Here is a 24,977-nt window from a genome sequence, read left to right as displayed (position 1 = left end):
CCCACGCCGCGTATGCCGCTCGAACAACACCGGCAACTCCCGGCCACACAACGGATGAAACGGATGGGTGACCACCAATGAGCTACCACGAGACCCGGACGAGCGGGTCCTATGCAGTTCGTATCCCACCCCGCATCCGCCGGCCTATCCGCGAAGGCGGGCCACGCAGGACCCGCAGCGGGTGAGCCGGGGCCAGCCCCCGGGCCGGGCACCCCACATCGGCCAGGCGATCCCGGCCAACGCGCGCACGACACAGTGCCGGCAGGGCAGGGCACGCCGTGCCATCAGTCGTATCCCCGGATCAGGTGGTCCTCCGAGCGGTCCACCGTGGCCGACCGGCGCCGGCCGGCCTCCCGGGCGTGCCTGGCGGCGCCCGCCCGCGCCGCCTCACGTTCGGCGAGTTGCTGTTTGCTCATACCGATACTCCTGACTGTCGATGTCCCAAGGCTGGGTTCGGCGACTCGAGAAACGCTCGAGTCCCGGCCGAACCGGCTTGACATGCCGCCGACCCGGCGGCTATCCGTCCAATTGGGACGATCCAACCGGCGCCGGTGGCGCATGCGGCCGGCTCGTACCGCGGTCGAAGAACGCTGACGACGGCCGGTACCGGCCGCGCCCGGTGCAACCATGGGGCGACGAGATGGCCGCCAAGCACGTCGTGATCTTGGGTCGGGAGTGTCCATGCAGAATCGTCAGACGGGGGCAGCGGCGGCACCGCTGTTATCGCTCCAGCTCGACAGCCGGCCGGACGAGGCGACCCGCTTCGGACCGAACCCCTTGCCCGGCAACGAGTCCACCGGTTCGATCGGGCTCGGACTGCTCGGCCCGCTCGTGCTCGAGTGCGGCGGCGCCATCGTAACGCCGTCGGCGCCGAAGCTGCGGCAGGTGCTGTCCCTGCTGGCGGTGCAGGCCAACTCGGTGACCCGCGTGGACCAGCTCGTCGAGGAGCTGTGGGCGGAGAACCCGCCGCAGAGTGCGCTCACCACCGTGCAGACCTACATCTACCAGCTGCGCAAGCTGCTCAGGCTCGACGACGGCCCGTCGGACGGCCGGCCGACCCCGACGCTCGTCGGCCACCCCGGCGGCTACATCCTCCGGCTGCCCCACCTCGACCACATCGACGCCAACCGCTTCGAGCAGCTGACCCGGCGCGGCCGCCAGGAGCTGCTCGGCCGGCGTTTCGACGCCGCGTCGGAGACGTTCCGCGAGGCGCTCGTCCTGTGGCGCGGCGGCTTCATCGAAGACGTCTCGACCGGACCGCTGCTGTACACCCACGCCACCCGGCTCGACGAGCTGCGGCGCACCGTGCTGGCCCTGCGCATCGAGGCGGACCTGCAGCTCGGCCGGCACCAGGAGATCATCGGCGAGCTCACCAGCCTGGTCAGCGCCGAGCCGACCCGCGAGGACCTGTCCGCCAAGCTCATGATCGCGCTGTACCGCAGCGGCCGGCGTGCCGAGGCGCTCGGCGTGTACCAGCGGATCCGGACCGCGCTCGTCGACGAGCTGGGCCTCGACCCGGCCGCCGAGCTGCAGCGGCTGCACCAGCTGATCCTGGAGGCCGACCCGGAGCTCGACCTGCCCGACGCACCGGCCGCGCAACCCATGTCGCGCCAACGGTTCCAGACCGTCCACACCGGAGCGCCGGCGCCCGCCCAGCTGCCCGCCGAGATCCCGGACTTCGTCGGCCGGGCGCCGGAGATCGACCGGTTCACCCAGCTGCTCACCGGCCCGGACGTGCAGGGGCTGCGGGTGATCAACGTGATCGGCCGGCCGGGCATCGGCAAGAGCGCGTTCGTCGCGAAGGCCGCGCGCGGCGTGCGGGAGCACTTCCCCGACGGACAGCTCCACGTCGACCTGACCGGCGAGGACGGTGCGCCGGTGGCGTCCCGGCAGGTGCTGGGCGGCATGCTCCGGGCGCTCGGCGCCGACGAGGCCGACATACCGAACAGCGCGGCCGAGGCGGCGCTGACCTTCCGCAGCTGGACGGCGGACCGGCGGCTGCTCGTCGTGCTGGACAAGGCGCACTCGGCCGACCCGCTGCGGCACCTGTTCCCCAGCGGCTCCGCCTGCGCGCTGGTCGTGGTCAGCCGGACGCCGATCGACGCGCTGCCGGGCGCGGTGCGGCTGCGGCTGCCGGTACTGAGCGTCGCCGACTCGACCCGGCTGCTCGCCCAGACCGTCGGCGAGAGCCGGGTGAGCCGCGAGCTGGACGCGACCGAGCGGCTGGCGGAGCTGGCCGACCGGCTGCCGCTGGCACTGCGCGCGATCGGCGCGAAGCTCGCCGGCCGGCCGGGCTGGCACCTGTCCCGGATGGTCGCCCGGATGACCGACGAGCGGAACCGGATGAACGAGCTGAGCTACGCCGGGTTCGACGTGTTCGACCGGCTCGCCGAGGCGTACCAGACGCTGTCGGCCCGGCAGCGCTGGGTGTTCCGCCGGCTCGCGGCCGCGGACGGCACGCCGCTCACCACCGAGGAGGTCGCCGAGCGGGTCAGCATGAGCCCGGCCGTGGCGCAGGGGGTGCTCGACGAGCTGATCGACGCCGACCTCGTGGAGGAGCTGGACGCGGACTCCGCCGAACCGAGCCACGCCGTGCCGGCGCTGATGCGGCTGGTCGCGCTGTCCGCGGTGCCGGGCAGCTCGTGGTGGCGCAACACGACGGGCCAGTCGGGCTGACCGCTCCTCGGCGCGCTCCCGGAGTCGCCCCGCACGGTCCGGTCATACCGCGCTGCCGGCCGCAGAAGGGCTGACGTCCCACTCGAATGGGCGCTGCTCCCGCTTCGACGGGACTTCCAGCCCACCGGCCAATCATCGGAGGGCAAGAAAGATGACACGCCAGTGGTCGGAGGTCACCGTGCCCCGCGCGCTCACCGTGGACGAAGCCCGCCCGAGAACGCCCGAATGCGAGACCGGCGCGTGCGCGCACTACCGCGAGATGGTGCAGCTGCGCCGGAACCTGCACGACGGCCTGGGTCCCGGGCTCGCCGGGATCATGTTGCGCGCGGACATCCTGGCCAAGCTGATGACCGCGAACCAGGACGCCGCCGAGGAGATGCTGCGCGAGCTGCGCCACGAGACGGCCGCGTTCATGACGGAGTTCCGCCGGGTGCTCGCCGACCAGAGCCCGGCCGAGCTCGACGGCCAGGCGCTCGACGACGCGCTGCGCGCGCTCGCCCGGCGGATGAGCCGGGCCACCGGCGGCTCCCTCACGGTCACGGTCGACGCGGACCCGCACGAGCCGGCCGAGATCGACCGCACCGCGCAGGTGGCCGCGTTCTGGATCGCCAAGGAGGCTTTGACCAACGTCGTCAAGCACGCCCGCGCCCGGCACTGCGAGATCCGCGTCCGCGCCCACGACGGCCTCCATATGTCCATTGTGGACGACGGGGTGGGTGGGGCGAACCTCGGCCGGCGCGGGGTGGGCCTCACCTCGATGGGCAGCCGGGCCGCCGAGCTGGGCGGCTGGTGCGAGGTCACCGACGGCGCCACCCCGGGCACCGGCGTGCGGGTCACCGCCTACCTGCCGGCCGCCTTACCGACTCCGCGGAAGGAGTAGGCCGTGACCGCGAACCTCGAGCTGGCCGCACCGCCCGAGACCACCCGCGTCCTCATCGCCGACGACCACCCGGTGTACCTGTCCGGGCTGCGCATGCTGCTCGACCTGATCAGCTCGGTCGAGGTGGTGGGCGAGGCGCGCACCGGCAAGGAGGCGCTGGCCGAGATCTACCGGCTGCGCCCGCACTTGGTGCTGCTGGACGTGAACATGCCCGGCACCAGCGGTATCGAGGTGACCAGGACCATCGCCACCCGCTACCCCGAGATCTCGGTGATCATGCTGAGCATGCTCGAGGACCGGGACACGTTCCTGGCCGCCATCCGCGCGGGTGCCCGCGGCTACCTGGTGAAGGGCGCGAGCACCGAGGACATCGAGCAGGCCATCGGGACGGTCCGCCGGGGCGGCGTGGTGTTCGGGTCCGAGGTGTCCGTCTGGGCGCTGGACTACCTGAACAAGCCGCGTGAGTCCAGCAAGCCGTTCCCCGACCTGACCGACCGCGAGCGCGCCGTGCTCGAACTGGTCGCCGACGGTCTGGGCAACGCCACGATCGCGCGCCGGCTCGGCCTGTCCATCAAGACGGTGCGCAACTACCTGTCCCGCATCTTCGCCAAGCTCCATATCGCCGACCGCACCGAGGCGGCCGTCCAGGCGCGCCGGGCCGGCCTGGGGCACTGAGGAACGAAGGAGTGGCATGCGTGCCAGCAGAGTGATCACGTCCGTCCTCGCCGTCGCCGCCCTGTCCTGCACCGGGTCGCCGGCGACCGCGGCGACCGCCGACTGCGGGACGACGCGGGACCAGTGGGTCGGCAGGTACACGGGTGTCTACGACCTCTACGAGTGGCACATCGTCGAGCCCCTCGAGGTCGTGGTGACCCACGGCGGCACCGGCCTGAGCGTTGACACCACGACCGGCGACGGGCCGACCTACCCCGACGACGAGCGGTACACCGCAGTCCGGGACGGCCTGCTGCACTGGACCGCGCTCAACCCCAGCGACTGGCCCACCCACTACGACTCGACGACCGCCACCTGCTCCGGCGCCACCGTGGCGAGCTACTCCGGCGGCATCCGCATGTTCCACGGCGGGCCCGGCTTCTACGCCCGAGGAAAGTTCCAGCTCACCCGGAGCGCCTGACGTCACGAGGAGGATCGATGTCCGAACAGACCGCGGCCGGTCTGTCCCGCTGGCAGTTCCGCACGGTGCTGACCGTGCTGCTGACCGGGCAGCTGCTCTCCGCCCTCGACCAGACCCTGGTCGGCACCGCGCTGCCCACGATGGTGGGCGAGTTCGGGCACCTGGACAGCTTCGCGCTGGTCGTCACCTCGTACCTGCTGGCCACCACCGCGACGATGGCCCTGTACGGCAAGCTCGGCGACCTGTACGGCCCGAAGCGGGTCTACATGGTCGCCATCGGCATCTTCACCGCGGGCTCGCTGCTCGTCGGGCTCGCCCAGGACATGACGCAGCTGGTGATCTACCGCGCGGTGCAGGGCGCCGGCGCGGGTGGCCTGGTGGTGCTGGCGTTCACGATCGCCGCGACCGTCGTGCCACCGCGCCAGCTCGGCCGCGTCCAGGGGCTGGTCGGCGCGATGTACGCGCTCGCGTCGGTGTTCGGACCGCTGGCCGGTGGCGCGCTGACCGAGTACGTGTCGTGGCGCTGGTGCTTCCTGGTCAACGTGCCCATCGGCATCGCGGGCCTGCTGGCGCTCGGCCTGCTGCTGAAGCTGCCGGCGGTGCGACGCGAGGCGTCGGTGGACTACCTCGGCGCGACGCTGCTGGTGGCCGCGGTGTCCACGCTGGTGCTGATCACGATCTGGGGCGGCAGCCGGTACGCGTGGGGCTCCGCGCGGATCCTCGGGCTGTTCGCCGCGCTCCTGGTGCTCGTCGTGGCGCTGGTCGCGTGGGAGCGGCGGGCCAAGGAGCCGATCATCCCGCTGACCCTGTTCCGCAAGCCGGAGATCAGCCTGGCGCTGGTGATCACGTTCATCATCGGCGTGGCCACCATCGGCGCGTACTTCTTCGTGCCGATCTACCTGCAGGTGGTGCGGGGCAACGACCCGACGACGGCCGGGCTGAACATCGTGCCGCTGATGGTGGCGGTGATGATCGGGTCCGGGGCGAGCGGCTGGCTGATCGCCGTGGTGCTGGGCCGGATGAAGGTGATCGTGGTCGGCGGCGTCGGGATCATGACGCTCGGCCTGTACCTGTTCTCGCTGCTGGACTCCGCCACACCGGCCTGGCAGCTGTGGACCTACCTCGCGGTCATGGGCATCGGCATGGGCATGGTGATCTCGAAGCTGATCGTCGCCGTGCAGAACAGCGTGAGCGGCCGGGACATCGGCACGATCACCGCGCAGGCCAACTTCTTCCGGGTGATCGGCTCGGCCATCGGCACCGCCGTGTTCGGCGCCGTGCTCACCGCGCGGCTGACGTCCGCGTCGTCCACATTGGACCCCGCGGTGGTCGCGGCCCTGCCGGACGGGACGAACGTCGTCTACCAGGACCCGGCGTCCATCCGCGCGCTGGCCACCACCGCGCCGGAGGCCTACGACCAGGTCGTGGGGATGTTCGCCGACGCCATGCGGACCGTGTTCCTGGTCGCCGTGCCGCTGATGGTGCTGGCCTTCCTGCTCTGCTGGTTCCTGCCCAACACCAAGCTGCGCGACGGCGACCGCGGGCACGGCCACGGGCAGGGACACGGCCCCGGAGCGGGCTCGGAGCCCGGTGCAGCACCGGTCGCGGACACCTCGGAAGGGCAACGGCCCCAACAGGACCCTGCAGGACACTCGGCTACGAACCCCGTCTAAGGAGCTGATCATGACGACCTCGCAGGACCGTCCGCCTCGTGCCCGTGGCGCGCTCGGCGGCCTGCTCGCCGGCCTCGGGTTCTTCGGCGGCATCGCGGCGACCAAGGCGACGGAGAAGTCCGAGTACCCGAGGCCCGGCACGCCGCCGGAGGAGCTGGCGAGGTACTTCACCGAGTCGGCGACCGCGGCGCGGCTGTCGGTCGCCGGGCACGCGGTGTCGACCACCGGCCTCGCCCGGTTCACCGGCACGGTCGCGGGCCTGGCCAAGCGGTCCGGGAAGGGCTCGGGCGCGCTGCGCACCGCCGCGCTGGTCGGCGGCGGCTGGGCGGTCGCCACACAGGCGCTGTCCGCCTCGGCCACGTTGTTGTTGACCAGCAAGGACAATCACCTGCAGACCACCAGGGACCTGCGCGAGGTGTCCTACCACCTCGGCGGGCACGTGCACGGGGTCGGCTTCGGCCTGCTGACCGGCGCGCTGGGCGTCGCCGGGCTGCGCACGGGGGAGCTGCCCCGCCCGGTGGCGATCGCGTCGCTGGTGGCCGCGCCGCTCGGCGTGCTCGGACCCCTGACGCTGCTGAAGAAGCAGACGATGGTCGCGCTGCCCATCGGGCACCTGCTGTCGCTGCTCGTCAGCGGGGCCGCCGCCGTGGCGCTGGCCCGCAGGCCCCGCGAGCTGACCAGCTGACCCATCCACCAGCGAGGAGGAACCGCCATGAGGGTGACCGTGTTCGGCGCGACCGGCGGCACCGGCAAGCAGGTCGTCGACCAGGCGCTGGCGGCCGGCCACAAGGTCACCGCGGTGGCCCGCGACCCCGAGGCCGTGGCCGGCGACCGCGACGGGCTGACCGTGATGCGGGGCGACGTGCTCGACGCCGAGTCGGTGGCCCCGGCCGTCGCCGGAAGCGACGCGGTGGTCTCCGTGCTCGGCGTCGCCGACCGCAAGCAGCCGACGACCGTGTACTCGCGGGGCGTGGCGAACATGCTGACCGCGATGGCCGACGGCGGGCCGCGGCGGATCATCGCGCTGTCCGCGGACGGCGTCGAGCCCAACCCGAACGTCAACATCGGCCAGCGGCTGGTGATGGCGCTGATCGTGGCGCGCATGTTCTCCCACCAGTACAAGGACATGCTCGAGATGGAGCGGCTGCTGGCCGAGAGCGACGTCGACTGGACGGCACTCCGCCCGCCGCGGCTCTCCGACGGCGAGCACACCGGCACCTACCGCACGTCGACCGAGCCGCTGAAGGACTCCTCGACGATCTCCCGCGCGAACCTGGCGGACTGCGTCGTGTCACGCTTGGCGGACGCCGAGTCGTACCGCAAGGTCGTCTGGGTCTCCCACTGATCGGCACTCGAAACGGGTACAGGGCAGCGTCGGAGGGACCGCGGATGCGCGTCAGTATCAGCTTGAGCGACTACACCTGGCCGGGCGGGCCGGCGGCGATGCGTGACCACCTAGGCGCGCTGGTTCGGGCCGCGGACGCCGCCGGGGTGCACACGCTGTGGCTGCCGGACCACGTCATCCAGGCCGACCCGCGCAAGAGCCCGGACGCGGAGATGCTGGAGACGTACACGACGCTGGGGTTCATCGCCGCGCGGACCGAGCGGATGCGGCTCGGCGCGATGGTGACCCCGGTGTCGTACCGCTCGCCCGCGGTGGTGGTGAAGGCGGTGACGACGCTCGACGTGCTCTCCGGCGGCCGCGCGTGGTTCGGCATCGGCGCCGGCTACAGCGAGGGCGAGGCGAAGGGCATGGGCCTGGACTTCCCGCCGACCGCCGAGCGCTTCGAGCGGCTGACCGAGGCGCTGGAGATCGCGTTCCAGATGTGGTCGGGTGACACGTCGCCGTACGAGGGCACCCACTACCGGCTGGAGAACCCGATCAGCAGCCCGCCGCCGCTGGGGCGCCCGCACCCCCCGGTGCTGGTCGGCGGGACCGGTGAGAAGAAGACGCTGCGCCTGGTGGCCGAGTACGCGGACGCGTGCAACCTGTCCGACCTGCCGGACCAGGGCGCCACGATCCGCCGCAAGCTCGACGTGCTGGAGCGGCACTGCGCGGACGTCGGCCGGCCGTTCGGCGACATCGACAAGACCGCGAGCACGCTGTTCCTGGAGGACGAGACGCCGGACGCGTTCGCGCGGCGCTGCGGGGTGCTGGCGGGCTACGGCGTGGAGCACCTGGTGCTGTTCCACTCGTGGACCGTCGAGTCGCTGGAGGCACTCGGCAAGCTGATCCCCGCGGCCGCCGAGGTCTGAGGCCTACGCTTTCGGAGCTGTTCGGCCCGGGAAGGGGACCTCGGCGAGGCTGGACATGAGCTCGGTCCGCCATTGGTACTCACGTGCGGCCGAGATCTCGGCCGGGTGTGCGGCGAAGGTCGCCGCGACCCGGTCGGCGGGTACGCCGGACGTCGCGGCCCGCCATCCGTGGTGACGCGCGTAGAGCGCCAACGCGGGCAGCATCGTCGACGCGTCGAGCAGGCGTCCCCGGCTCGACTGGACGCGGAGCCGCCGAACGACCGCCAACCGTGCGAGATTCAGCATGCCGAAACCGGCGCAGGTGAGGAAAACGACGACCGGAAGGGGGGAATCGAGGACCACGAACAACATGGCGAGTCCGATCGGGCCGAGAACCCCGATCGCCAGACCGCCGATCCAGGCGTGCCGAGTCCAGCGGCTCACGCCGAGGTCGAACATCCGTTGCATGCGGCGGACCGCGTGCCGGCCGGACACCACATGAACCACGCCTCGGTCGGCGACGGTGATCGTCCCGAACTCCATGCCGCGCATCTTCGGCATCAGCCACCGGATGGCTAACCACGGCGGGATCCCGGCCAGCACGAGCAACCAACCCCGGGACTGCGTCAGCACCCAACCGAACATCCCGAGCGACCCGATCATGAACGTGGCCAGGCCGATGTACGCACCCGCACGGTCGCCCCCAGACCGTGCCGACAGTCCACCGGAGTCCGCGCCGGGACGCAGCTCCGCGGCCTGGATGGCGGCCCACACATCGACGCCACCGGTGTTGCTCGTCGGGTCCACAGGCATCGATCCAGGATATCCGGATCCGCCCGGGCAGGTGGACGATTCCGAACCCTGCGTCGGTCAGCGTGTGGGCGGCACGGTTTCGGGGCGACACAAGCGAAAGACGCCGGCACCGCGCCGTGCCGGCGTCCTTCCCTTCCCACCGGGCCTACAGGCCGAACATGCGGGCCGTCTCGACCTCGTCGACGTAGAACATGGCGTCGAAGCCCACGCCCCGCCACGGGTCGATGTGCTGCTTGTACTCGAAGTCCTTGGCCGGGTCGTACGCCGACGCGACGAGGCGCAGCTTGGCCGGTCCGTCGAGCCACCGGCGCACCGAGTCCGGCCGCGGACCACGGGCGTTCAGGTCCAGCAGGTAGTTCGGCGCGACCGCCCGGCCGAGCGTGTTGTCCACAAAGGATGGATTCGGCGCGGGGATGTCGTAGTCCCGTGGCCCGGTCTGCCAGCCGACGAAGATCGTGCCGTGGCCGAAGCACGTGCCGATCCCGACGTAGTCGCTGCCGTAGTCACGCCGGAAGTACGCACCGGAGAGCACCCGTTCGCGGTTCATGTCGACCGGCGGGATCGAGATCACCATGTTCGGGTTCGCCGCGATGTGGCCGTTGTGTGCGATGTAGACGGTCCGGTTGGGCACCCGGCGCAGCCACTGTTTCATGGTCTCGGCGATGTAGACCTCGCGGACGTCGGCGAGCGTGCCCTTCCAGGAGTTGAAGTGGTAGAAGCCGAAGATGTTCCGCGCGTCCTGCACGGCGTCCACGTACTCGACGGCGGACGGCGCGTCGGGCAGCCCGCTGACGAGGTCGAACATCGCGCGGCCGTGCGCCACCATCTCGTCGCGCCACTTCTCGGTCTTCTTCGGGTCCATGTACCAGATCACGGTCTCCTGCGGGTTGCCGCGCATCCGCAGGGGCTCGAGGTGCGCGTTCAGCTCACCGAGCCGCTCGGGCGCGACGTCGGTGACGTACCGCCTGACGCGGTCGTAGAGGAACTGGCGCACCTCCAGCACGTCGGAGCCGAGGAAGCGAACCTTGTCGTGCTCCGGCCGGCCGGCGTTGAACTCGCTGCACCACCGCACGATCTCGACGAACGCCTCGTGACGCACGATGGGGAACGCCCCCGCGACCAGGTCCCGGGCGGCCCGCGGGTCGCCGCCGCCGGTCCGCACGTACCGGTCGATCTCCACCCCGCCGCCCCAGCTCTCCTCCCAGGCGACCGTGCGGAAACCCAGGTGCTCCACCAGGAAGCGGATCACGCGGTGGTGCAGTGTGGTGAGGCTGTGCGTGCCGTGCGCGTCGTAGCCGACGCCGACCAGCCGCGCGTCGCCGACGATCCCGCGCAGCGGGGCCAGGTCGAAGAGCGGCCCGTCCGGTTCGAGGGACCGCATCGGCACGGCGTGCTGGTTGATCCAGGACAGCACCTCGCCGGACCCCGACGGCGCGGCCTGCGCGGTCCGGCTTCCGATCAGCCCGGTACCGCTCGCCGCCGCCCCGGCGGCCGCGCCCGCGGCCAGACCGACGAACCGGCGGCGAGACAGGACATTGCTCATCGTTGAACCACCAATCCCCTCGACTCATGACCTCGACTCATCACCACGTCCGGCCAGGATGGGGGGCACGACTGAAGGAACGGTCAGTAATCGAGCAAGTTCGTTAAGTCACGTTATCGCCCAGGTATTCGGAAACGTCCCGTTTGGGTCATATCCGCGGCTCCCGGGCGCGGCACGCACCTCGATCGGGTCGATATCCCGATCCATTGTGGACTCGAGTCCCGGGTGCGGGGCCGTCGGTGCCAGACAATTCCCTGAAAACTCAGGACAGGAGGGCTGGGCTTCATGGCCACCGCATTCCAGAAGGTCCACGCGAACCCGCAGGTCGCGTTCGCGTGGTTGCGATTACTGAGCGCGCTGCTCGTCGTGCTGGACCACAGCGTCTTCCTGCCGGATCCGACGCGGTCGGCGACGGTGCTGAACATCTCGGTCGGCGACTACGCGCTGCTGGTCTTCTTCGCGCTGAGCGGCTACCAGATCCAGGACAGCTGGGAGCGGGACCCGTCCTGGTGGCGGTTCAGCGCCCGGCGCGTGCTGCGGATCGTGCCGCCGCTCGCGGTCGTCCTCGTGGTCACCGCGTTCGTGATCGGGCCGCTGTTCACCACCCTGGCCACCGGGGAGTACCTGACCGACGGGCAGACCTGGGCGTACCTGTCCATGGTCGTGCCGTTCTTCCTGCGCGGCCCGCTGCCGGGCGTCTTCGAGTCCAACCCGCACGACCTGTCGGTGAACCCGTCGCTCTGGACGCTGCCGATGGAGGTCTTCGGCTACGGGCTCGCCCTGGTCCTCGGCATCGCGATCGCGATCGGCCTGCCCCGGTTCGTGCTGCCGGCCGCACTGGGCGGCCTGATGCTGACCCAGGGCGTGCTGGACGTGACGCTCTCGGAGTTCGACCCGGGCGGCTTCCTCGGCGTCATGCCGATCGCCCTCCTGGTGAAGTTCATGATCGCCTTCCTCGCCGGGGCCACCCTGCACGCCTACCGGGACAAGCTCGCCTTCCGGCCCAGGTACGCGCTCGCGCTCGCCGCCGCGTGGCTGGTGATCCACGAGGTGTTCATGCCCGACGCGGCCGCACCGCCCGGCGGCGCCGCCGGCACCGACGGTTCGGTGTTCCGGCTGGTGACGCTGGACAAGTGGCTGCTGGCGCTCGGTGTCGCGTACGGCGCGATCGTGCTGGGCCGGCACTGGCCGAGGCGGCTCGAGCGGGGCGCCCGCTGGGTCTACGGCAGCTACGGCGCCTACATCTGGGCCGCGCCGCTGCAGCAGACGTTCATCGCGCTCGGCGTCACGTCCGGCTGGGTGCTGCTGTTCGTCTCCGTCCCCGCGGCCTACCTCGCCGGGCTGGCGTCGTGGCACCTCGTCGAGCTGCCGACGCAGCGGCTGCGCCGCCACCTGGGCGGCCACCGCCTCCCGATGGCCGGCCCGATGACCGACCCGATGACCAGCGACACCGCCGCCCCGCGACGGGAACCGGAACCGGCTCGCGGATAGCGAGACGGCCGGCGGGACCCGGGTCCCGCCGGCCGTGCCTCGCGTCCCGCTACGTGTGCGAGACCAGGGAGCGCAGGAACAGGCCCGTGTTCGCGGGACGCTCGGCCAGCCGGCGCATCAGGTAGCCGTACCACTGGGTGCCGTAGGGCACGTACACCCGCACGACGTGCCCGAGCTCGGCCAGCCTGCGCTGCTCGGCCGGGCGCACCCCGTACAGCATCTGGAACTCGAAGCTGTCCGCCTTGCGGCCGTGGTGGGACGCCCGGTCCGCGACGATCTCCACCAGCCGCGGGTCGTGCGTGGCGAACATCGGGTACCCGTCGCCGGAGAGCAGCGTGTTGACGCAGCGCACGTAGTTCAGGTCGACGTGGTGCCGGTCCGGGAAGGCGACGTCGGCCGGCTCCGCGTACGCGCCCTTGCACAGCCGCACCCGCGAGTCGGGCATCGCCAGCGCCGCCGCGTCGGCCGCCGTGCGGCGCAGGTAGGCCTGCAGCACGGCGCCCACCCACGGCCACTCCCGCCGCAGCCGCATCAGCACCCGCAGCGTCGAGTCGGTCGTGGTGTGGTCCTCCATGTCCAGCGTGACGGTCGTGCCGCGGCTCGCGGCCGCGGCACAGACGCGGCGGGCGTTGGCCAGCGCCAGCTCCTCGTCGAGCAGCTGGCCGACCGCGGACAGTTTCACGCTGACCTCGACGTACTGGGCCAGGCCGGCCGCGGCCACCGCGTCGAGCAGCTCGACGTAGGCGTCCGCGGTGCGGCCGGCCAGCTCCTCGTCGGTGGTGTCCTCGCCGAGGTAGTCCAGCGTCGCGGTCAACCCGGCGGCCACCAGGCCCCTGGCCGCCGCGACCGCGTCCTGTGTGGACTCTCCGGCCACGAAGCGCCAGACGACGTTCCTGGTCACCGGCACCCGGGTGACGGCACGACGGATGGTGTCGCTGCCCGCCGCGGCCAGGATCAGGCTGCGCAACGGATGCATGCCGCCCGCCCGCTCAGACCATGATCTTTCCGCCGGCGATGTCCGTGGTCTGCCCGGTGATCCAGGACGACGCCTCGGAGGCCAGGAACAGCGCGGCGTTCGCGCAGTCGGCCGGGGTGCCCCAGCGGCCGAGCACGAACTGCTCCTTGACCACCTGGTCGCGCACGTGCGCCGGGATGCGGGCCTCCTGCTTCCTGGTCAGGATCGCCGAGGGCGCGAGCGCGTTCACCCGCACGCCGTGCCTGCCGACGTCCTGGGCCACCCGGCGGGTCAGCTGCAGGATGCCGGCCTTGGCCGCCGCGTAGCCGTAGGACGACCAGCCGGGCAGCCGGCCCGCGGCCGACGACATGGTGATGATCGAGCCGGAGCCACGCTCGGTCATGCCACCCACGAACTCCTTGAGCGTCAGGAACGTGCCGGTCAGGTTGCCGTCGATGATGGCCCGCCAGTCCTGTTCGGTCACCTGGTCCATCGTGGACGGACCGGGCTCGAAGCCGGCGAACGTGCACAGCACGTCCACGGGGCCGAGCTCGCGCTCGGCGGACTCGTTCAGGTTGGCGAGATCCGCGCTCGACAGGGTGTCCGCCGGCACGCCGACGGCCTCGCCGCCGCTCGCCCGGATGTCCGACACGACCTCGTCGATGGCGTCCTTGTCCCGCCCGCTCACCACGACCTTCATGCCGTTCGCCGCGAAGTACCGGCACGTCTGCCCGCCGATCTCGCCCGAGCCTCCGGTCACGACGGCGACCTTTCCGGCGAGGTCGGGGTAGGTGGGAATGCTCGTGGTCATGGAGATCGATCCCTTTCATCATGGTGGCCGGCAGCGCGCCCGCGGGTCAGGAGAAGCGGTACTCGGTGAAGTCGGCCAGCCGCCTGTAGCCGACCCTCTCCACGACCGCCAGCATCGATTCGTACTTCAGGAAGTGGGTACACACGCAGGCGTCCGCGCCGTTGTCCAGCGCCCGCGCGGTCACCTCGCCCAGCAACAGCGTGGCGTAGCCCCCGGAGCGGTGGTCGGGCGAGACGAACACGCCGGCCGGCCGGACCACGCCGGCGATCCGCAGGCCCCAGCCGGCCGCGCCGACCGGGGTGCCGTGCTCGTCCTCCCAGACGATCTGGCGGTTGCCGGCGAGCTGCCCGCCGGCGAGCTGGCGGGCCCGCTGCGCGATCTGCTCGGGCGGCAGCCCGGAGTCCCGCATGCCGGCCATGAACCACTCGGCGACCGTCTCCAGGTCGTCCTGAGTGGACATGCGCGGCCCACCGGCGGCGTCGGCCGGCCGGGTCGTCTTGGTGCAGACCATCAGCCACTGGTCGCGCTCGCTGTTGGCGGTCTTGCCGGTGAGCTCGGCCCAGCGGGCGGCGAACACCTTCGCGGACTGGGCCGCACCGGCGACGCCCTCGAGGTCCGGCAGGACGGTCACGAGGTGCTCGGCGAGCGCGCGGGCGGCGTCGTCGGGCATCTCCGACAGCGGCATCCGGTAGGGCAGCCGGGCGAACGCGGCGCCGACGAGCTCGCCGCTCGCGTCGGTCACCCAGGAGAACACGGGGTCACCCTGACCCGGCGGCACGCCGTTGGGGTCCAGCGCGTGCACCAGCAGCACGTTGTTGCGCGCGGGCTCGCGCTCGAGGAAGCCGCCGACCCGCTCCGCGAACTCCGCGGGACTCGCCGTCGTGTGCACCCGCATCGTGTCCACCACCGTTCCCACCCCCTCAGCGCCGCCGGGCGGCCAGGATGCCGCCGGCGATCCCGCCGACCAGCAGGCCGGAGAACCGCCCGATCGGGATCAGCGGCGCCACCTTCTCGGTGGCGAAGTACGCCGGCGAGGCCAGGCTCGCGGCCGCCGAGACGAGGCCGGCCACCGCGAGCGGCTTCGGCAGCTCACCGCCGCGCAGGCCGGCCAGCGCGAGCGAGCCGGTCAGCACACCGAAGCCGACGCCGTGCACCGGGCCGCCCGCGGCGAACGCGGTGTCGTTGAGCCGCACGGCCTTCTCGTCGTCCTCGCGTGCGTCAGTGGTCAGCTGCGCGGTGCACGCCACCGAGGTGGCCAACGAGGCCACCGTCGCGGTGCCGCCGGCGAGCGCGGCCGTACGCAGCGACCGGGAGCCGGACCGCTTCGCCAGCCGCGCCACCGTCGCCGTGAACCTCGCCACCGACAGCAGCGACGCCACCTGCCCGACGGCGCTGACCCGGCCCGCCTTCGGACTCGCGTCATACCACTTGCGGACGTCCTCCGGCGCGGAGCCGGGCCGCGGTGGTGGGCCGCCGGCCAGCTTGATCGAGCCGCCGACGCTGCCGACGAAGGCAGCCGCGGCGAGCGGGCCGGACAGCGCCCCGAGTTCGCGGGAAGTCATTGCGGCACAAACCTTTCGCATCAGAGCGGGGTGGAGGGGGTGACGGTCTGCTCGTGGATGACGGCGTCGTACCAGTCCAGCAGCGAGCCGCCGGTCAGGTAGTGGTCGTCGGGCCGCGAGTCGTCGCAGACCGAGCCGATGACCCGGCCCTTCACCTGCTGGCGCAGCCACCCGGCCACCGGCTCCGGCGCCTCCGCCCGCAGGTCGACGAGGTAGCGCGGCAGATCGTTGGCAAACGGCCGCTCGTGGAACTCGTCCGGCTGCGTGGGTGTCTCGAGTGGACGGCCGGCGAACGGTGGCGCGCTCCAGCCGGAGCTCACCGTGCCGTGGTCGTAGGTCAGGCCGACGGAGACGTACCGCTCGCCGAACAGCTCCGCGAGCGTCGCGCCGGTCGGCTTGAACGTCAGCGAGCCGCGTGGCGGCACGGAGATGTCCAGCGACTCGGCCCGCACGCTGTGCGCGTTAGTCGACCAGTAGGCGATCTTGTCCCCGGTGTACTGGTGCCACCAGCGCAGGTTCTCCGCCATCTGCTCGTCGCGGTAGCCGTCGTCGACCAGGTGGTAGGCGTAGTGCTCGTAGAAGGCCACGATCTGGCGCGCGTGCTGCACGGCCAGCTCGTGCCCCATGCCCGACCCGCCGGACTCCTGCACCAGCCGCAGTGCGGCCCGCGCGTGCGCCACGTAGGGGTCCTTCTCCTTTACCTGCATGATGAACCACGGCACGTGGTCCGGGCGGCTCGGGCGGATGACGTCGAGGTGCGCGGCGAGCTCGGCGGACCGGTCCGGCGCGACCTTCGCCACGTACTCGGCCACCGCGTCGTACACGGGAAGCCGGGTGTCGATCACGCCGACGCCGACGAGCTGCACGAGGTCGTCAGGGTGCGCGGCGTTCCACTCACGCAGCCACGCGACCGCGTCGCGCATCTCGCGGACCCGCCACGGCACGCCGGACTCCTTCACCAGCGTGTCGAGGTCGCCGTAGCCCGAGCGCACGTAGTCGTTCAGCGGCAGCGCGACGTCCCAGTCCTCCTCCGTGGCCACCGCGCGGAAGCCGAGCTCGGAGACCAGGAAGCGGACGACCCGGTGGATCGTCGTGAACTGCTCGCGGGCGCCGTAGGTGGACCCGCCGAGGCCGACGATCACCGCGTCGCCGACCAGGCCGCGCAGCGGCTCCAGGTCGTCGGTCGGCGCCGCCGGGTCCGTGGTGGCCAGCGGCCGCGCGTTGGCCTTGATCCAGTTCGCCACGTCCTGCCGGACCGCGGCCTCGGCGTCGGGGCTCGGCAGCCTGTGCGCGTTCATATGTCGTCCACTTCCTTCTTTCCAAGGGCGGTCGAGAGGGTGCTCAGGCGGGCTCGGCGATGATCATGTCGGTCGGGCCGGCCGGCCACATGACCCGCGTCTCGGCGAGCTTCAGCCCGGCGGAGGCGAAGAGCCGCTCCCACTCACCGACCGTGCGGATGCCGCCGCGGTGCAGCGCGAGCTGCGTGACGTCCAGCAGCTTGCCCGGGTGCGGGCCGTTGCCGTCGGGCAGCACCGGCTCGAGGATCAGGATCCTCCCGTTCGGGTCCATGGCCTCGCGGATGTTGCCCAGCACCTTGCCCGCCTCGGGGTCGTCGTAGCTGAACAGGATCGAGGAGAGCACGTACACGTCGCCACCCGTGGGCACCGACTCGAACATGTCACCGGCGACACCGTCCGCGCGGTCGGCGATGCCGACCCTGGCGAACACCCGCTCGGCGCCGCCCACCACGTGCTCCTCGTCGAACACCGTGGCCTTCAGGTTCGGGTAGTGCGGCGCGACCGCGGCGATCAGCCAGCCCTCGCCACCGGCGATGTCGATCAGGTGCTTCGCGTCCGACAGGTCGTAGTTGGCGAACGCCACCGAGTGCGCCTCGCTGGCCAGGTTCCCCATGGCCTTGCCGAAGAGCGCGACCTCCTCGGGGTGGCTCTGCAGGTAGTTCCACATCGTCGTGCCGTGGGCCTTCTCGAAGGCGACCTCACCGGTGCGCACGGCATGCGCGAGCTCGGTGTAGGCCACCAGCCGGGTCCGGCCGCCGACGTCCTGGGCGATCTCCTTCATCGAGCCCTCGACCCCGGAGCGCAGCGTCTCGCCCAGCGAGTTCAGCCCGAACACGCGCGGCGAGACCTCCTCGAACACACCGAGCCCGGCCAGGCCGCGCAGCAGCCGGAACAAGTTGCCCTCGTGCGCGCCGACGGCCCGCGCGACCTCCGTGACCGGGCGTGGGCCCTCGGCGAGCTCGTCGGCGACGCCGAGCTCGGCGGCGACCGAGATCATCTGGGTGGCCAGCGCGCCGTAGAGCATCTCCATCATCTGCATGGGCGGCGGCGCTTCGCCGTTGTAGGGCAGGGCGTAGGAGCCTGGAGTGGTCACTGGAACTGCCTTTCTCACTGCGAGGCGGACAGGCCACCGTCGACGTAGAGGATCTGGCCGGTGATGAAGCTCGACCGGGGGCCGGCGAGGTAGATCGCGGTGTTGGCGACCTCCTGGAGCTCCGCGACCCGGCCGAGCGGGGTGCGCGCGGCGACCATGTTGGCGAAGTCGGGGTTCTGCAGCGCCGCCTCGGACAGCGCCGTCCGCACGAACCCGGCGCCCACGCCGTTGATCGAGATCTGGTGCTTGCCCCACTCCGACGCCAGCTGCCTGATCAGCAGGTGCACGCCGGCCTTGCTGGCGCCGTAGGCGGAGAAGCCGCCGATGGCGAGCCCGACGTGGCCGCGCACCGAGGTCAGGTGGACGATCCGGCCACCCGTGCCCTGCTTGATCATCGCCTTGCCGACGGCCTGGGAGAGCAGGAACGCGCCGGTGAGGTTGATGTCCACCACGCTGCGCCACTCGGCGGCGTCGAAGTTCTCCGCCAGGTTGAGCTTGAGGATGCCCACGCAGTTGACCAGGATGTCGACGCCGCCCCAGTCCTGGGTGAGCGTGTCGACCAGGCCGGCCACGCTGTCCGGGTCGGTGGTGTCGAACGCGTGGCCGCCGGTCCGGTTCTCGCCGGTGGCAAGACGATCGGCGAGCTCCTGACACGAGTCCTCTTCCAGGCCGGCGATCGCCACATCGGCGCCGTCGGCCGCGAGTCCGGCGCTGATCACGCTGCCGATCTCGCCGTCCCCGCCGGCCACCAGGGCACGCTTGCCCGCCAGCGGCTTGCTCAGCTCGCCGATCGTCTCGACCATGTGCCTCACACCTCGTGAATGGCCAGGGCGTAGCCGCCGCCGGGGTTCTCCCGGGAGATCGGCACCTCGCCGCCGACGGTCAGGTGCCGGACGCCGGTCAGGCCCGGGACGGGCTCGGCCACGACGCGCCGGTCGGTGGTGCCGTTGCCCAGCTCGCCCTTGTCGTTGCAGCCCCACGCCCAGACCGTGCCGTCCTCCAGCAACGCGAGCGTGTGCCCGTAGTTGCCCGGGTTGGCCTCGCCGCCACCACCGGTGCCGGTGACCTGCTTGACCCGGCTCAGGCCCTTGACCTCGACCGGGGTCAGCTTGTCCTCGGTGGTGCCGTCGCCGAGCTGGCCGCGGTCGTTGATGCCGAACGAGCGCAACGTGCCGTTCTCCAGCAGCACCACGGTGTGGTGGTAGGCGCAGGTGGCGGCGACCGCCGTGGAGATGCCCTCGACCTTCTTGGGGCTGGACAGGTGCTCGAGGTCGCCGTGGCCGAGCTGGCCGCGGTCGTTGTCGCCCCAGGTCCACACGGTGCCGTCGGTCTGGATGGCCACGCTGTGCCCGCCGCCGGCGGCCAGCGAGCGGACCTCGCCCAGGCCGTCGATCTTGGTCGGGGCCGGCCGGCTGTCGTAGCCGCGGCCGGCGTGCTCCTGGTAGGTGCGGCCGGGCACCCGGTCGTTGGCGTCCGGGCCGTCGCCGAGCTGGCCGTAGTCGTCCCGGCCCCAGGTCCACACGGTGCCCTCGGCGCACAGCGCGATCGCGTGGCCGCCGCCGGAGATCAGCTGGACGACCTCCTCGATGCCGTCGACCCGGACCGGCACGGGGTGCAGCCGCAGGTTCGCCGGGCCGAGCAGGCCGAAGAAGCCGCCGCCCGCGCCCCACACGGTGCCGTCCTCGAGCAGGTACAGCGTCTGCCCGCCGCCGGGGACGACGTCCTTGATGTCCGTGAGGTTCTTGACCGGTTCCGGCCGGTGCGCGTTGACCTCGACCGCGCCGTTGCCGACCTGGCCGAAGGCGTTGCGGCCCCACGAGACGGCGGTGCCGTCGTCGAGCAGCGCCACGACATGGCCGCTGCCGGACTCGATCGTGCGCACCCCGTCCAGGTCGGACACCGGGGCGGGGCTCGGCCGGCCGGTCGTGCTGCCGTCACCGAGCTGGCCGTTCGAGTTGTCGCCCCACGCGCTGACGATCTCAGTCATACCAACTTCCTCTCCTTCGCGGCAGTCCGCCGCGGCGCGCCGAGTTCTGTGTGCGTCCAACCGTCGGCAACCGACGCCGTCCAGGTTCGAACCGGGCATTCCCGACGTCGTGGGTCCGGTGTCCCGCCGCGGTGGGGAACCCTTCCGCGCTGGGCGCTCTTTCCCGTTTTCGCAGGACAGCGGGCCCATGCACGCGGGAAGAAACTCGAGCATGGTTCAAGACGCGGTCGAGCGAAGGAGTGCCAATGCGGTGGATCGTGCACGGCGAGCGGCGGGTCTACGCGAGCTCGTACATGGACCTCTACCTGTCCGATGTGGAGGTTCCGGGCGGCGAGCGGTACGAGCACCACCTGGTCCGGCTGCCGCGGTCGGTCGGCACGCTCGTGCTCGACGCGTCGCGCGTGCTGATGGTGTGGCGCCACCGGTTCACGACGCAGACGTGGAACTGGGAGCTGCCCGGCGGGTGGGTCGACCCGGGCGAGAGCCCCGAGCGGGCCGCGGCACGGGAGACCGAGGAGGAGACCGGCTGGCGGCCGGGCGAGCTGGCCGAGCTGGCCTACATCCAGCCGTGCGCGGGGATCACGGACGCCGAGCAGTTCCTCTACCTCGCCACCCACGCGCACTACGCCGGCCCGCCCCGGCACGCGTTCGAGTCCGAGCGGGTGGCCTGGATCCCGCTGGCGGACGTCCCGGCGATGATCGCCCGCCACGAGATCGTGGGCGGGGTGACGCTGGTCGGCCTCTGGCAGGTCCTCAGTGGACAGTCCGACGCGCCGGCCCCCCGAACGGCGGCGTAATGCCTGCTGCAAGATCAATAACGAGACAACCGCATCCTCCTCCATCGTCGGCATCGACTCACCGGACGTAACGCCGCGCCCAACGCGTACGAACCTCAGTCGGACACGTTTCATCCGATTCGCCGGCACAGGACGGAGACCCGAACGGTGGCCGAGACGACGAGGAACACGCCCACTTCAACGACCCAGCCCGCTATCGACCTGACAGCCAGTGCGCGAAAGTGGCGGACCAGGTTCGCGAACACCCGAACGCCGATCGGCGCAACCAGGGTGGTCGAGGACGCAGCAACGATCCAGGGCATGCTGCGCACGTGGCCGAAGTTCGACCACGGCGACGACGAGCACACCGAGGCGTTGGCACTGAGAAAATCGCTGTCCAGCACCCAGTCGGACGAGGCCCTCCGCATGAAGCTGCTGAACGTCGAGGAGCAGACCGACAGGTTCGTGATCATCATGGCGGCGCTGGAGAAAGGGCTGCCGCAAGAGCGCAACGCACTGGGCGTGGTCGCCGACGACCGCCTCGAAGCGGTCTGCATCTGGCAGGTCCTCACCGGCACCGGCCGCGTAGCCAGTGAGCAGGATGCCAACTTCTGGGACACGAGCTGGAAGAAGGCGTTGTACGTCCCGGAGCTCACCGGCGCGCCGTGGAACGTCGGCTGGCCGACGCCCCAGAAAGGGGTCACGGGCGGCGGGAGGGCGTTGGTCAACGCCCTCAAGGAGAAGGGCAGGCAAGAGGGGTGCGACGGCATTGCACTGGTCGGCCTCGCCTGCAACATCGACTTCTACCCGAAAGTCGGCTTCACGCTCTTCAAGGGCCACTCGTTCGTGATGAGCTTGCGCACGTAACGCCAGGACAGCGCGGCCCCGCCTCTCGGTACGGGCGCCGCGCTGCTCTCGACGTCCCTCAGGCGGCGCGCTGCTCGACGGTGTCGCGAACCGCGGCGATCACCTGGTACACCTGGGCCGTCGACAGGTGCGGGCCCATCGGCAGGCTCAGCACCTCCTCGGCGAGCCGCTCGGCGACCGGCAGGGTGCCCGCACCGAGGCCCAGCTCGGCGAACGCCGGGGAGCGGTGCGGGGCCACCGGGTAGTGGATCAGCGTCTCGACCCCCGCCGCCGCCAGCCGCTCCCGCAGGGCCGTGCGCGCGGCGGCGCGCACCACGAACAGGTGCCACACCGGCTCCGCCCACTCGCTGACCACCGGCAGCACCACCCCCGGCACACCGTCCAGTTCGGACAGGTACCGGCCGGCGACCGCGACCCGGCGGGCGTTCCACTCGTCCAGGTGCGCGAGCTTCACCCGCAGCAGCGCCGCCTGCAGCTCGTCCAGCCGCGAGTTCGTGCCCTTAACCACGTGGTGGTACTTCACCGTCGACCCGTAGTTACGCAGCAGCCGCACCTTCGCCGCCAGCGCGGCGTCGCTCGTGACGACCGCGCCGCCGTCGCCGTGCGCGCCCAGGTTCTTCCCCGGGTAGAAGGAGAACGCCGCCGCGTACCGGGAGCCGACCCGCGAACCCCGGTGGAACGCGCCGTGCGCCTGCGCCGCGTCCTCCACCACCGCCAGCCCGTGCCGGTCCGCGACCGCGAACACGGCGTCCAGGTCGACCGGCTGCCCGTACAGGTGCACCGGGACGATCGCCCGCGTGCGTGGGGTCACCGCCGCGGACACGGCGCCGGCCTCGAGCAGGAACGTCGCCGGGTCCGGCTCGACCGGCACCGGCGTGGCGCCCGTCGCTGCGACCGCGAGCCAGGTGGCGACGAACGTGTGCGACGGAACGATCACCTCGTCGCCCGGCCCGATGTCCAGCGCGCGCAGCGTGAGCACGATCGCGTCCAGCCCGGACCCGACGGCCACACAGTGCCGGCCGCCGCAGTACGCCGCGAACTCCGCCTCGAACGCCTCGTTCTCCGGGCCGAGGAGGTAACGCCCGGACGAGAGGACCCGCGCCGCGGCCGCGTCGAGGTCGCCGCGCAGCTCGCGGTAGGCGGCGTCCAGGTCGAGGAAGGGGATCGTCATGCCGCGCTCCTGGCGTCGGAGAGGAACTCGTCGTAGTCGCGGTAGTACTCGGACTCGTCGTAGGGCTCGGACACCAGCCACAGGCCCACCGTGTCCGGCGCGAAGTTGACCATGTCCCGCCAGACCATCGGGCCCACGTACAGCCCGCGGCCGGGGTGGTCCAGCACGTACGTGCGGCGCGCGAACCCGTCGTCCACCACCACGTCGAAGCTGCCGTGCACCGCGACGATCAGCTGCCGCAGCCGGCGGTGCCCGTGCGCGCCGCGCTCGGCGCCGGGCGGCACGTGGTGGATGTAGTACGCGCGCCGGACGACGAAGTCGATCTCCTTGCCGGACTCGACGACGGTCAGGCTGCCGCGCGGGTCGGTGTGCTCGGTGAGCTCGACCATCCGGCACGCGCTGATCCGCCCCACCTCGGGTAGCACCTCGGTCACCGGCAACCACCACCCTCTCGGCACGACTCGTCCGGACCGTCACGCCGAGGGTGCCACCGACCACCTCGCCGACCGTTCGAGGACGCCTCGAAGCCGTGCCGCGCAAGGGTTTTCCCGCCCTAGCATGGCCGCATGCGCGTACTGTTCTCCACGCTGACGGCGTACGGCCACTTCTTCCAGGCGCTTCCGCTGGCGATCGCCGCGCGGGACGCGGGCCACGAGGTGGTGTTCGCGACCGGGGAGGTCCGCCACGGGCTGCTGACCGAGCTCGGCCTCGAGGTCGTCGCCGCCGGGCGGGAGACCGAGGAGCTCGTCGCCGAGGCGGCCCGCACCGTCGGGGTGCCGCCGCCGAGCGAGCAGAAGGCCCCGGACCGCCGCGCCATGGAGCTGATCTCGAAGGAGTTCTGCCGGCTCGCCCCGAAGTCCTATGTGGATGACCTGCTGCCGGAGTTCGAGCGGCGCCGGCCGGACCTGGTGGTCCACGCGTCGTACAACCCCGGCGCCGGCCTGGCCGCGAAGGTGGCCGGCATCCCGGCGCTGTGCCACGCGTTCGGCCGCATCCGCCCGGCGAAGGACTACCTCATGGTCATGTCCGAGGAGGTGCTGCGCGAGTACGCCGCCACCGACCTCGGCCTCGAGTTGCCCGCGACGTACACCACCTACCTCGACCACCCGTACCTCGACATCTGCCCGACGTCGTTGCAGGACCCCGACTTCGTCGCCGCCAGCGGCGAGCGTCGGTTCGAGATGCGCCCGGTCGGCTTCAACCCGCCCGGCGAGGTGCCGGACTGGGTTCGCTCGCGCTCGGCCTCGCGGCCACTGGTGTACCTCACGCTCGGCACCGAGTCGGACAACCGGGTGCTCGAGATGATGCGCGCGGCCATCGCCGGTCTGTCCACACTGGACGTCGACGTGCTGGTGGCGACGCCCAAGCTCGCCGGCGAGCTGGGCGAGGTGCCCGACCGGGTCCGGGTCGAGCCGTGGGTGGCGCAGGCGGAGCTGCTGGGGCACGTGGACCTGGTGGTCCAGCACGGTGGCAACGGCACCACGTTCGGCGCGCTCGGCTCGGGCGTCCCGCAGCTGTTCCTGCAGAACCTGCCGGGCCCGGACCAGCTGCTCAACGCGGGCATGGTGTGCGACGCGGGCGCGGGCGCACGGCTGCGCCACGAGGAGATCACCGCGGACGCCGTCGCCGAGGCGGCGAAGTCCCTGCTCGGCGACCCGGAGCGGATCGCGGCGGCGAAGGAGATCGCCCGGCAGGTGGCGGACATGCCCTCACCCGCCGAGGTCGCCCGCCGCCTGCCGGACTACACCTGACTCACGCCTGACTCCTACCCGGTCGAGCCCCGAGGTGGTATTCAGGAGATCCACCGTCCTCGACGCGAAGTCTTGTTTGTCTACGCACTTGTGACCTGGTCGTATCGACTCTGCCAATCTGGTCAGTCACAAGGCGTCCGCCGCCTAGCTCCTCGGCGACGCCGGCACCGCCCTCGCCCATGCGCACAGCCTGCCGCTCGCCGCGCCGCACCGACTGCTGGTCGACACGGCCATGGCCATACCACCCGCGGAAACCCCAA

At 71.7% G+C, this 24,977-nt stretch carries 25 protein-coding genes; 12 read left to right on the top strand and 13 right to left on the bottom strand.

The features are described from left to right. Positions 1–284: 284 nt before the first annotated feature. On the bottom strand, positions 285–416 hold the full coding sequence (locus tag ACRDTB_RS12665) for a hypothetical protein (RefSeq protein ID WP_431430330.1): 132 nt from the start codon (positions 414–416) through the stop codon (positions 285–287). A 265-nt stretch (positions 417–681) separates the two neighbouring features. Here ACRDTB_RS12665 and ACRDTB_RS12660 point away from each other — a divergent pair, with 265 nt between their 5' ends. From ACRDTB_RS12660 to ACRDTB_RS12625, 8 genes are all read left to right on the top strand, one after another. Continuing rightward, complete coding sequence (locus tag ACRDTB_RS12660; protein ID WP_431430329.1) at positions 682–2,676, top strand: BTAD domain-containing putative transcriptional regulator; 1,995 nt, start codon at positions 682–684, stop codon at positions 2,674–2,676. Positions 2,677–2,827: 151 nt separating this feature from the next. Then, complete coding sequence (locus ACRDTB_RS12655; protein WP_431430328.1) at positions 2,828–3,556, top strand: sensor histidine kinase; 729 nt, start codon at positions 2,828–2,830, stop codon at positions 3,554–3,556. A gap of 3 nt (positions 3,557–3,559) precedes the next feature. Continuing rightward, positions 3,560–4,231 (top strand): response regulator, encoded by a 672-nt coding sequence (locus ACRDTB_RS12650; protein ID WP_431430327.1) that lies wholly within the window; start codon positions 3,560–3,562, stop codon positions 4,229–4,231. A gap of 16 nt (positions 4,232–4,247) precedes the next feature. Next, positions 4,248–4,691: a hypothetical protein gene (locus ACRDTB_RS12645; protein WP_431430326.1), complete on the top strand. Its 444-nt coding sequence runs from the start codon at positions 4,248–4,250 to the stop codon at positions 4,689–4,691. A 17-nt stretch (positions 4,692–4,708) separates the two neighbouring features. Beyond that, positions 4,709–6,364, top strand: coding sequence for an MDR family MFS transporter (locus tag ACRDTB_RS12640; RefSeq protein ID WP_431430325.1), 1,656 nt, complete (start codon positions 4,709–4,711; stop codon positions 6,362–6,364). 10 nt (positions 6,365–6,374) lie between these two features. Beyond that, positions 6,375–7,049, top strand: coding sequence for a hypothetical protein (locus ACRDTB_RS12635; RefSeq protein WP_431430323.1), 675 nt, complete (start codon positions 6,375–6,377; stop codon positions 7,047–7,049). Between the two features lie 27 nt (positions 7,050–7,076). Then, entirely contained in the window at positions 7,077–7,709 is a 633-nt protein-coding gene (locus ACRDTB_RS12630) for an NAD(P)-dependent oxidoreductase (RefSeq protein ID WP_431430322.1), read from the top strand. 44 nt (positions 7,710–7,753) lie between these two features. Then, a complete protein-coding gene (locus ACRDTB_RS12625; protein WP_431430321.1) occupies positions 7,754–8,620 on the top strand; it encodes a TIGR03560 family F420-dependent LLM class oxidoreductase in 867 nt (288 codons plus the stop codon). 3 nt (positions 8,621–8,623) lie between these two features. Here ACRDTB_RS12625 and ACRDTB_RS12620 read toward each other — a convergent pair whose 3' ends face one another. Both ACRDTB_RS12620 and ACRDTB_RS12615 read right to left on the bottom strand, forming a co-directional pair. Then, positions 8,624–9,412 carry a hypothetical protein gene (locus ACRDTB_RS12620; protein WP_431430320.1) on the bottom strand — a complete coding sequence of 263 codons (789 nt, stop codon included), beginning with the start codon at positions 9,410–9,412 and terminating at the stop codon, positions 8,624–8,626. A gap of 145 nt (positions 9,413–9,557) precedes the next feature. After that, positions 9,558–10,955, bottom strand: coding sequence for an erythromycin esterase family protein (locus ACRDTB_RS12615; RefSeq protein ID WP_431430319.1), 1,398 nt, complete (start codon positions 10,953–10,955; stop codon positions 9,558–9,560). Between the two features lie 285 nt (positions 10,956–11,240). Between ACRDTB_RS12615 and ACRDTB_RS12610 the strand changes: the two genes are divergently transcribed. Next, positions 11,241–12,446 carry an acyltransferase family protein gene (locus ACRDTB_RS12610; protein ID WP_431430318.1) on the top strand — a complete coding sequence of 402 codons (1,206 nt, stop codon included), beginning with the start codon at positions 11,241–11,243 and terminating at the stop codon, positions 12,444–12,446. A 49-nt stretch (positions 12,447–12,495) separates the two neighbouring features. Here ACRDTB_RS12610 and ACRDTB_RS12605 read toward each other — a convergent pair whose 3' ends face one another. From ACRDTB_RS12605 to ACRDTB_RS12570, 8 genes are read right to left on the bottom strand one after another with little or no spacing between them, the layout of a single operon-like run. Continuing rightward, entirely contained in the window at positions 12,496–13,422 is a 927-nt protein-coding gene (locus ACRDTB_RS12605; protein ID WP_431430317.1) for a proline dehydrogenase family protein, read from the bottom strand. 13 nt (positions 13,423–13,435) lie between these two features. Continuing rightward, the gene (locus tag ACRDTB_RS12600) at positions 13,436–14,212 is read right to left on the bottom strand and encodes an SDR family NAD(P)-dependent oxidoreductase (RefSeq protein WP_431430315.1); all 777 of its coding nucleotides are present in this window, start codon (positions 14,210–14,212) and stop codon (positions 13,436–13,438) included. Between the two features lie 46 nt (positions 14,213–14,258). Further along, positions 14,259–15,119: a GNAT family N-acetyltransferase gene (locus tag ACRDTB_RS12595; protein ID WP_431430314.1), complete on the bottom strand. Its 861-nt coding sequence runs from the start codon at positions 15,117–15,119 to the stop codon at positions 14,259–14,261. A gap of 13 nt (positions 15,120–15,132) precedes the next feature. After that, positions 15,133–15,774 carry a hypothetical protein gene (locus tag ACRDTB_RS12590; RefSeq protein ID WP_431430313.1) on the bottom strand — a complete coding sequence of 214 codons (642 nt, stop codon included), beginning with the start codon at positions 15,772–15,774 and terminating at the stop codon, positions 15,133–15,135. Between the two features lie 20 nt (positions 15,775–15,794). Then, positions 15,795–17,072, bottom strand: a complete 1,278-nt coding sequence (locus ACRDTB_RS12585) for an erythromycin esterase family protein (RefSeq protein WP_431430312.1) — start codon at positions 17,070–17,072, stop codon at positions 15,795–15,797. A 43-nt stretch (positions 17,073–17,115) separates the two neighbouring features. Continuing rightward, positions 17,116–18,165: a methyltransferase gene (locus ACRDTB_RS12580; RefSeq protein ID WP_431430311.1), complete on the bottom strand. Its 1,050-nt coding sequence runs from the start codon at positions 18,163–18,165 to the stop codon at positions 17,116–17,118. 14 nt (positions 18,166–18,179) lie between these two features. Beyond that, complete coding sequence (locus ACRDTB_RS12575; RefSeq protein ID WP_431430310.1) at positions 18,180–18,968, bottom strand: SDR family NAD(P)-dependent oxidoreductase; 789 nt, start codon at positions 18,966–18,968, stop codon at positions 18,180–18,182. A 5-nt stretch (positions 18,969–18,973) separates the two neighbouring features. Then, positions 18,974–20,152, bottom strand: a complete 1,179-nt coding sequence (locus tag ACRDTB_RS12570) for an RCC1 domain-containing protein (protein ID WP_431430308.1) — start codon at positions 20,150–20,152, stop codon at positions 18,974–18,976. A gap of 245 nt (positions 20,153–20,397) precedes the next feature. Here ACRDTB_RS12570 and ACRDTB_RS12565 point away from each other — a divergent pair, with 245 nt between their 5' ends. Together ACRDTB_RS12565 and ACRDTB_RS12560 are read left to right on the top strand one after the other, a co-directional pair. Beyond that, positions 20,398–20,949: an NUDIX hydrolase gene (locus tag ACRDTB_RS12565; protein ID WP_431430307.1), complete on the top strand. Its 552-nt coding sequence runs from the start codon at positions 20,398–20,400 to the stop codon at positions 20,947–20,949. A gap of 147 nt (positions 20,950–21,096) precedes the next feature. After that, a complete protein-coding gene (locus tag ACRDTB_RS12560) occupies positions 21,097–21,795 on the top strand; it encodes a hypothetical protein (protein ID WP_431430306.1) in 699 nt (232 codons plus the stop codon). Positions 21,796–21,853: 58 nt separating this feature from the next. Here the strand turns inward: ACRDTB_RS12560 and ACRDTB_RS12555 are convergent, their stop codons facing one another. Next, positions 21,854–22,966 (bottom strand): DegT/DnrJ/EryC1/StrS family aminotransferase, encoded by a 1,113-nt coding sequence (locus tag ACRDTB_RS12555; RefSeq protein WP_431430305.1) that lies wholly within the window; start codon positions 22,964–22,966, stop codon positions 21,854–21,856. Further along, complete coding sequence (locus ACRDTB_RS12550; protein ID WP_431430304.1) at positions 22,963–23,400, bottom strand: sugar 3,4-ketoisomerase; 438 nt, start codon at positions 23,398–23,400, stop codon at positions 22,963–22,965. The genes ACRDTB_RS12555 and ACRDTB_RS12550 overlap by 4 nt, the downstream gene beginning before the upstream one ends. 132 nt (positions 23,401–23,532) lie before the next feature. Here ACRDTB_RS12550 and ACRDTB_RS12545 point away from each other — a divergent pair, with 132 nt between their 5' ends. Further along, positions 23,533–24,717: a glycosyltransferase gene (locus ACRDTB_RS12545; RefSeq protein ID WP_431430303.1), complete on the top strand. Its 1,185-nt coding sequence runs from the start codon at positions 23,533–23,535 to the stop codon at positions 24,715–24,717. Positions 24,718–24,977: the final 260 nt, after the last annotated feature.

This window comes from Actinophytocola sp. (assembly GCF_050699935.1).
Taxonomy (GTDB): domain Bacteria; phylum Actinomycetota; class Actinomycetes; order Mycobacteriales; family Pseudonocardiaceae; genus Actinophytocola.
Note: the sequence above shows the minus strand (reverse complement) of the source record. Positions and strands in the feature narration are given on the sequence as shown.

What these genes read in the sequence shown, in the direction of transcription:
- ACRDTB_RS12565 (WP_431430307.1), top strand. Translation starts at nt 20,398, where the DNA reads ATGCGGTGGATCGTGCACGGCGAGCGGCGGGTCTACGCGAGCTCGTAC.
- ACRDTB_RS12645 (WP_431430326.1), top strand. Translation starts at nt 4,248, where the DNA reads ATGCGTGCCAGCAGAGTGATCACGTCCGTCCTCGCCGTCGCCGCCCTG.
- ACRDTB_RS12635 (WP_431430323.1), top strand. Translation starts at nt 6,375, where the DNA reads ATGACGACCTCGCAGGACCGTCCGCCTCGTGCCCGTGGCGCGCTCGGC.
- ACRDTB_RS12545 (WP_431430303.1), top strand. Translation starts at nt 23,533, where the DNA reads ATGCGCGTACTGTTCTCCACGCTGACGGCGTACGGCCACTTCTTCCAG.
- ACRDTB_RS12610 (WP_431430318.1), top strand. Translation starts at nt 11,241, where the DNA reads ATGGCCACCGCATTCCAGAAGGTCCACGCGAACCCGCAGGTCGCGTTC.
- ACRDTB_RS12555 (WP_431430305.1), bottom strand. Translation starts at nt 22,966, where the DNA reads ATGACGATCCCCTTCCTCGACCTGGACGCCGCCTACCGCGAGCTGCGC.
- ACRDTB_RS12660 (WP_431430329.1), top strand. Translation starts at nt 682, where the DNA reads ATGCAGAATCGTCAGACGGGGGCAGCGGCGGCACCGCTGTTATCGCTC.
- ACRDTB_RS12625 (WP_431430321.1), top strand. Translation starts at nt 7,754, where the DNA reads ATGCGCGTCAGTATCAGCTTGAGCGACTACACCTGGCCGGGCGGGCCG.
- ACRDTB_RS12655 (WP_431430328.1), top strand. Translation starts at nt 2,828, where the DNA reads ATGACACGCCAGTGGTCGGAGGTCACCGTGCCCCGCGCGCTCACCGTG.
- ACRDTB_RS12585 (WP_431430312.1), bottom strand. Translation starts at nt 17,072, where the DNA reads ATGAACGCGCACAGGCTGCCGAGCCCCGACGCCGAGGCCGCGGTCCGG.
- ACRDTB_RS12665 (WP_431430330.1), bottom strand. Translation starts at nt 416, where the DNA reads ATGAGCAAACAGCAACTCGCCGAACGTGAGGCGGCGCGGGCGGGCGCC.
- ACRDTB_RS12600 (WP_431430315.1), bottom strand. Translation starts at nt 14,212, where the DNA reads ATGACCACGAGCATTCCCACCTACCCCGACCTCGCCGGAAAGGTCGCC.
- ACRDTB_RS12620 (WP_431430320.1), bottom strand. Translation starts at nt 9,412, where the DNA reads ATGCCTGTGGACCCGACGAGCAACACCGGTGGCGTCGATGTGTGGGCC.
- ACRDTB_RS12630 (WP_431430322.1), top strand. Translation starts at nt 7,077, where the DNA reads ATGAGGGTGACCGTGTTCGGCGCGACCGGCGGCACCGGCAAGCAGGTC.
- ACRDTB_RS12615 (WP_431430319.1), bottom strand. Translation starts at nt 10,955, where the DNA reads ATGAGCAATGTCCTGTCTCGCCGCCGGTTCGTCGGTCTGGCCGCGGGC.
- ACRDTB_RS12640 (WP_431430325.1), top strand. Translation starts at nt 4,709, where the DNA reads ATGTCCGAACAGACCGCGGCCGGTCTGTCCCGCTGGCAGTTCCGCACG.
- ACRDTB_RS12590 (WP_431430313.1), bottom strand. Translation starts at nt 15,774, where the DNA reads ATGACTTCCCGCGAACTCGGGGCGCTGTCCGGCCCGCTCGCCGCGGCT.
- ACRDTB_RS12570 (WP_431430308.1), bottom strand. Translation starts at nt 20,152, where the DNA reads ATGACTGAGATCGTCAGCGCGTGGGGCGACAACTCGAACGGCCAGCTC.
- ACRDTB_RS12605 (WP_431430317.1), bottom strand. Translation starts at nt 13,422, where the DNA reads ATGCATCCGTTGCGCAGCCTGATCCTGGCCGCGGCGGGCAGCGACACC.
- ACRDTB_RS12575 (WP_431430310.1), bottom strand. Translation starts at nt 18,968, where the DNA reads ATGGTCGAGACGATCGGCGAGCTGAGCAAGCCGCTGGCGGGCAAGCGT.